This is a genomic window from Noviherbaspirillum sp. (genome assembly GCF_035944575.1).
In the GTDB taxonomy this organism is placed as follows: domain Bacteria; phylum Pseudomonadota; class Gammaproteobacteria; order Burkholderiales; family Burkholderiaceae_D; genus Noviherbaspirillum.
Map to the genome: position 1 here is coordinate 1 of NZ_DASZBA010000265.1, position 5,562 is coordinate 5,562.

8 protein-coding genes are annotated in these 5,562 nt (G+C 60.0%); 5 read left to right on the forward strand and 3 right to left on the reverse strand.

The genetic code is table 11. The features are described from left to right. Positions 1–151 precede the first annotated feature (151 nt). Both VGU61_RS22115 and VGU61_RS22120 read right to left on the reverse strand, forming a co-directional pair. The gene (locus VGU61_RS22115) at positions 152–475 is read right to left on the reverse strand and encodes an AzlD domain-containing protein (protein ID WP_326861479.1); all 324 of its coding nucleotides are present in this window, start codon (positions 473–475) and stop codon (positions 152–154) included. Next, positions 472–1,128 carry an AzlC family ABC transporter permease gene (locus VGU61_RS22120; protein WP_326861480.1) on the reverse strand — a complete coding sequence of 219 codons (657 nt, stop codon included), beginning with the start codon at positions 1,126–1,128 and terminating at the stop codon, positions 472–474. The genes VGU61_RS22115 and VGU61_RS22120 overlap by 4 nt, the downstream gene beginning before the upstream one ends. A 266-nt stretch (positions 1,129–1,394) precedes the next feature. Between VGU61_RS22120 and VGU61_RS22125 the strand changes: the two genes are divergently transcribed. The 5 genes from VGU61_RS22125 (at position 1,395) to VGU61_RS22145 (ending at position 4,710) form a co-directional block, all read left to right on the forward strand. Further along, positions 1,395–2,315, forward strand: a complete 921-nt coding sequence (locus tag VGU61_RS22125) for a branched-chain amino acid transaminase (protein WP_326861481.1) — start codon at positions 1,395–1,397, stop codon at positions 2,313–2,315. A gap of 16 nt (positions 2,316–2,331) precedes the next feature. Continuing rightward, positions 2,332–2,532, forward strand: coding sequence for a zinc-finger domain-containing protein (locus VGU61_RS22130; RefSeq protein ID WP_326861482.1), 201 nt, complete (start codon positions 2,332–2,334; stop codon positions 2,530–2,532). A gap of 174 nt (positions 2,533–2,706) precedes the next feature. Beyond that, on the forward strand, positions 2,707–3,138 hold the full coding sequence (locus VGU61_RS22135) for a nuclear transport factor 2 family protein (RefSeq protein WP_326861483.1): 432 nt from the start codon (positions 2,707–2,709) through the stop codon (positions 3,136–3,138). Next, positions 3,138–4,091, forward strand: coding sequence for a YheT family hydrolase (locus tag VGU61_RS22140; protein ID WP_326861484.1), 954 nt, complete (start codon positions 3,138–3,140; stop codon positions 4,089–4,091). The genes VGU61_RS22135 and VGU61_RS22140 overlap by 1 nt, the downstream gene beginning before the upstream one ends. A gap of 16 nt (positions 4,092–4,107) precedes the next feature. Next, the gene (locus tag VGU61_RS22145; RefSeq protein ID WP_326861485.1) at positions 4,108–4,710 is read left to right on the forward strand and encodes a DUF2946 family protein; all 603 of its coding nucleotides are present in this window, start codon (positions 4,108–4,110) and stop codon (positions 4,708–4,710) included. 195 nt (positions 4,711–4,905) lie between these two features. On the opposite strand, the gene VGU61_RS22150 is transcribed toward VGU61_RS22145, so the two are convergent. After that, positions 4,906–5,562, reverse strand: a 657-nt coding sequence (locus tag VGU61_RS22150; protein WP_326861486.1) for a tetratricopeptide repeat protein, incomplete at its 5' end; no start/stop codon positions are given.

A 5,562-nucleotide genomic window follows, 5' to 3' on the forward strand; every position in this document is an offset into this window, starting at 1 on the left:
GAAAACGCGTTTGGATTGAAGCTGGTTGCGGGCGATCAGGTCACTCAGTCGATTGAATTGCATGGTTGCCGAAATGTATTGAAAACATGGAAAGACCGCTATTTTACCCCACTGCATCAGTCAAAATCCCCGTTTTTTGCCCGCATTCGATCTACATCAGTAAGCGCAAAGCGGTGAACAGCGCCATGCCGACAATGATCGTTCCGAGCAGCCGCCGCGTGGTGACGAAGAACACTGCCGCGCCTACACCTGCGACCAATTTGGGATTATTCCAGGTGAGGTCGAGCGCGCCGCTGTTCATGACGAGATCAGGGGCGACGATCGCCGCTAGAGCGGCGGCGGGCGCATAACGCAGAGCATGTTGCACTTTCGGCGGCAACTTGACTGCATTGCCAAGGATGAAGAAGGAGCAGCGCGTAACGATCGTAGCCACCAGCAACAGGCCGATCGTGATCCAGGTATCGACAGCGTTCACGCGCGCCTCCCCTTCCGGTCGAGCACCGTATCGACCGCCATGGCGACCGCCATTCCGACGACAACCGCCAGCAGCAGTCCCAGTCGATACGGCAACCCGGCCGCCGCGATGGCTACCGTGGCAGCAACCGCCACGCCGGCGAGCGCCGCGGCATTGACGATGAGAGGTATGGCGATCGCGAGCAGCGCCAGCGTGCCGGCATAGCCTACTCCCCAGCTTGGCGGAATCTGGCTTCCGAGCAGGATGCCGGCCACCGATCCGGCTTGCCAGGCGCACCAGTTGGGATAGCCGATCCCGGTGAAGAAGCCGACCTTTCCTTCGGGCTTATCCATCGAAGCGGCCGGGAACCGCTGCGGAAACAGGCCCATCGTGATATCGGCGTTGAAGTAGCCGTACCAGACGCGCTTGTACCATCGCAGATGCGCAAAATGCGGGCCGAGCAGCGCGGAGAAAATCACGAAGCGCAGGTTCACGACCAGCGCCGTCGCAAACACCACCCATACAGGCACGTTGGCGGCAATCAGCGGCACGGCGGCGAGTTGCGCCGATCCTGCGAACACAATAAATGTCATGCCGAGCGCCTGCCAAAGAGTCATCCCGGCTTTCACCATCGCCATGCCCGTCACCATGCCCCAGGCAAAGATGCCGGGCATGGTCGGCAGGCATGCCTTTACGCCGTCTCGAAAAGCTTGTCGCTCAATGAGCAATGCATCGGAATGCGTGGCCAAACGCGAATCTGTGTCGGTGTGAGTGTTATTCATAAATCAAGATGCTGCGCCGCAAGCGAATTGCGACTCATGTCTGCAAGACTGCGGCGGTCGGGAGGGAGGAACTTCGGCTGCCTATTCTACCGGCGATATTCCGACCCGGCTGAATCCGTTAAAATCTCGGCTTTGCAATATTCACTGGAGAATTCACCATGTCCATGGCAGACCGCGACGGAAAAATTTGGAAAGATGGCAAGCTGATCGACTGGCGCGACGCGACTGTGCATGTGCTGACCCATACCCTGCACTACGGCATGGGCGTTTTTGAAGGCGTGCGTGCCTACAAGACCGCGCAAGGCACGGCGATTTTCCGTCTCAAGGAACACACCCAGCGGCTGTTCAACTCGGCCAAGATCTTCCAGCTGAACATTCCGTACGATATGGAAACCGTGATGGAAGCGCAGCGCCAGGTGGTGCGCGAGAACAAGCTGGAGTCCTGCTATCTGCGCCCGCTGGTCTGGATCGGCTCCGAGAAGATGGGCATCGCGGCAAAGGGCAACACCATCCATGTGGCGATCGCCGCCTGGCCATGGGGTGCCTACCTCGGCGAAGAAGGTTTGGCGAAAGGCATTCGCGTCAAGACCTCCTCCTTCACCCGCCATCATGTCAACGTGTCGCTGGTACGGGCCAAGGCCTGCGGTTACTACATCAATTCGATCCTCGCCAACCAGGAAGCGCTGGCCGACGGCTACGATGAAGCGCTGCTGCTCGATACCGAAGGCTACGTATCGGAAGGCTCGGGCGAGAACGTCTTCATCATCAAGAACGGCAAGATCTACACCCCCGACCTCGCCTCCTGCCTGGACGGCATCACCCGCGATGCGGTGCTCACGATGGCGCGCGACCTCGGCATCGAAGTGATCGAAAAGCGCATTACCCGGGACGAAATGTACTGCTGCGACGAAGCCTTCTTCACCGGCACGGCGGCGGAAATCACGCCGATCCGCGAACTCGACAACCGGCAGATCGGCGAAGGCAAGCGCGGCCCGGTGACCGAAAAACTGCAATCGCTGTTCTTCGAGGTCGTGGCCGGCAAGGCGCCTCAATACCAGCACTGGCTTACCCTCGTCTAATCAATCCGGAACATTCATGAACGATTCAAATCAGCAAATGAGCTTCGTGGAACTCGACGGCAAGGATCTGCCGGCGTATTGCCCGAACCCGTCGATGCCCATCTGGTCTTCCCATCCGCGTGTGTATCTCGACATGGGAGATCACGGCGAAGGCAAGTGCCCGTACTGCGGGACGGTGTATCGCTTGAAGCCGGGCACCGTCGTAAAGGGTCACTGACCCGGAGCCGCTGCTCACGAAACGCTTTCCGGATGCGGGCAAAGCAGCCGCATCCGGCAATCCTTCCGGCACCAAGCTCCGGACGAAGCGTTGCTCTATACTGTTCCCTCGACTCGCAAGCGTTCAACGCGCCTGCCTGCAACACTTCCGCATGGAAAGGAGAAGCTGCACACCATGCCAGCCACCAATAAGAATTTCGATACGGTAGAAGACACTGAAGCCGCTTTCTACGATGCGATCAGCCGCGCCGACCTGGAGGGCGTGATGAGTGTCTGGGCGGATGAAGAAGAGATCGTCTGCATTCATCCCGGCGCGCCGCGCCTCGTCGGCCATTCGGCGATACGAGGCTCGTGGGAACAGATTTTCGAGCAGGGCGGCGTGCATATCCGCCCGGTGCAATTGCATGTTACGCAAAACATGACGACGTCCGTTCGCAATGTCATCGAGGAGGTGCACCGTACCAGTTCCCGGCAGCGGGAAATCCACATCCTCGCCACCAATGTCTACATGAAGACACCACAGGGATGGCGGATCGTGAGTCACCACGCATCGGTCGTGCCGGGTGACGCACCTTCCGATACGCCGATATCGGTACTGCTGCACTAATGCACTATGCCCCGCCGAAGTGGCTGCCCGGCGGCCACCTGCAAACGATTTTCCCGGCGACCTGCGTCGCCAAACCGGCGGTCGCTTACCGGCGTGAACGCTGGCACACGCCCGACAATGACTTCATCGATATCGATTTTATCGACGGCAAACCGGGCCAGCCTTTCATCGTGCTTTTCCATGGACTGGAAGGCTCGTCCGACAGCCACTACGCCCGTTCCCTGATGGCGCAAGCCGCTTTGCTCGGCTGGTCCGGCGCGGTTCCGCATTTCCGCGGCTGTTCCGGCGAGCTGAATCATGCGCCGCGTTTCTATCATTCCGGCGATGCAGCGGAAGTCGACTGGATCATCCGCCGCCTGAAAGCCGGGCAAACCAAGCGTTCACCATCGAAATTCTATGCCGTCGGCGTATCGCTCGGCGGCAATGCGCTACTGCGCTGGCTCGGCGAATCCCAGCACGAAGCCGATATCGTGGACGCCGCATGCGCGGTCTCCGCCCCGCTCGACCTCGCCGGCGGCGGCGCCGCGCTGTCGAAAGGCTTCAATCTCATCTATACGCGCGCCTTCCTTCAAACGCTGAAGCCGAAGTGCCTGCGCAAACTGGCGCAGTTCCCGGACCTGTTCGATCGCGATCGCATGCTCGGCGCCCGCAATCTGTATGAATTCGATAACGTCGTGACCGCCCCGCTCCACGGCTTTCGCGATACCGATGACTACTGGCATCGCGCCAGCGCGAAACATGTGCTGCAGGATATTACGGTACGCACGCTGGTATTGAATGCGAAAAACGACCCCTTCCTTCCGGCTCAACATTTGCCCCAAGTCGCATCGCGGCACGTCACGCTGGATTATCCTGAACATGGCGGGCATGTCGGCTTCGCCGCACCTGGCGCGGCATCGGGCAGGCTGAACTGGCTGCCAAGAAAAATCATCGCTTTCCTGGATGCCGCCTGACACTGAGGGATACATCATGGACGACATCGTAAAGCAGGCAATGGCCAAGTGGCCCAACGTGCCGCATTGCTTCGGCTGGCTGGCGCTCGACGCACGCGGCGGATGGCGCATGCGCGACGACCGTGCGCAGGCACTCAAACTGCCGGGCGACAAGATCGCCAACGCGGCGCTGCTCGGCTTCATCAACCGCAACTACACCTGCGACGAGGGCGGCCGCTGGTATTTCCAAAATGGGCCGCAACGCGTCTACATCAACCTTGAAGCCACCCCGTACATTGCGCGCACCGACCCGGCCGAAGGGTTCGTCCTGCATACCGGCGAGCCGCTTTCTGGCATCGAAGAAGCCTGGATGACGGAGGCTGGCCGGCTGTTGCTCAAGAACGGAAAGTATGTCGCCCTCGTGGACGACCGTGATATGGCGCAGTGCGTCGCCGCGTTGAGGATGGGCGATCAGCTGGTGACGGATGAACAGCTTCTCGCCTGGCTGGGCCGGGAGCAGGACGATGCTGAACTAAGCCTGAGCCATGCCGGCCGCCAGATCGCGGTGCGACGCATTCGCAGCGAGGATATTGCGTCGACTTTCGGGTTTGTGACGGCGCCGCAGGCAGATGATAAGTAAAGGCTTGCCGTCCTCGCGAAGGCGAGGAACCAGAGATGCGTCACTTTTCTCATTGCCGTAGCCAGTGCATCTCTGGATTCCCGCTTTCGCGGGACTGACGGGGATTATGCGAAGTGCGGATACCCATTACGCTACAGGAAGAGTACGTACCCCAACGACTGAACGATAGGTTCGTCATGCCTCTATGACAAGCACTTATTTACTGTTCTGCTCTTCCTGCAATTCTTCCTTGCGCCGCGCCCTGAATTCGCGTTCGCGCGCATCGATCACCGCCTGATCGTAAAACGAGGCATCCGGCGCGCGGCGCGCGATGGCCAGCTGGTCCAGCGCCGGCATCAGGTTGCCTGTCAGCGCGTAGGACTCGGCAAGCGCCACATGCTGGAGGGCCTGCTTGCCCTGTCCAGCGTACGCCTTGGCGAGTCGCTCATGCAACTGTGGCTCCTCGCGATATTGCTGGGTCTGGTCGCGCAAATAGCGGATTGCATCGTCGCTGCGCCCCGCCGCCAGCAGCGCATCCGCGTACTGCCAGGCGATGCCTCGTGACAGCGGAAATTTGTTCCGCGCCGCATCCGCAAGTTTCAATGCTTCATCCGGCTTGTTTGCCGCAAGCTGAATGTCAATGGCCATGCTTGAAAGAATCGCGTTCTTCCCGGGTGCCGCAGTCTCCGCCTCCTGCAGGAGGACGGCGGCTTTTGCCGCATCTCCTTGGCGAAGCGCCACAAACGCAAGCCCGTATTTGGCGGCCATTGTCTGTGGCTTGCCCTTCTGCCGTAACTGGTTGGTAAAGAGGTTTGCAGCATCGCGCAAGCCTTGCGGCGATAAATCCTGCAGCACCTGCAGTCTGGCGCGGAT